We start from the raw sequence: 400 nt of genomic DNA on the forward strand, positions 1-400 counted from the left end.
CGCCTCCGTTGTCGCAAACACTTTGAATAGTTTTGTTGTATTATCAGACGCTTTTGCCATGATTGTTACCTCCGTTTTTGCGGAACCTTCCGTGTATTTTTTACTTCCGCCTTCCGCAGTTGTAAAACTTGTTATGTTTGAAGTTACAATGCCGCCAGCGGAAACAGCTACTTTTGTTGAGTCGCTGGAAGACCATGTTATGGTTTTACCGCTCATTCCTACGCCAAGCATGGCTTTAAGATCTTTGCTGCCGCCAACTGTCAAGTATACCGTTTCAGTAGGCATTTCGGTTCCCGGCGATGTTCCGTTTTCCGGGGTTGGTTCGATCTCGGTCTGCGTTTCAGGGGTCTGTTTACAACCAAAAAGAAACAGGACTATCATTAAAGAAATAATAATTCGC

1 protein-coding gene is annotated in these 400 nt (G+C 44.5%); it reads right to left on the bottom strand.

What is annotated here, in order from left to right; translation table 11 throughout:
- Positions 1 to 400: hypothetical protein (locus tag ACYVTD_RS17465; RefSeq protein WP_461248895.1), on the bottom strand; the 400-nt coding region annotated here is incomplete at both ends.

It is taken from the genome of Treponema sp. R6D11 (assembly GCF_054786075.1).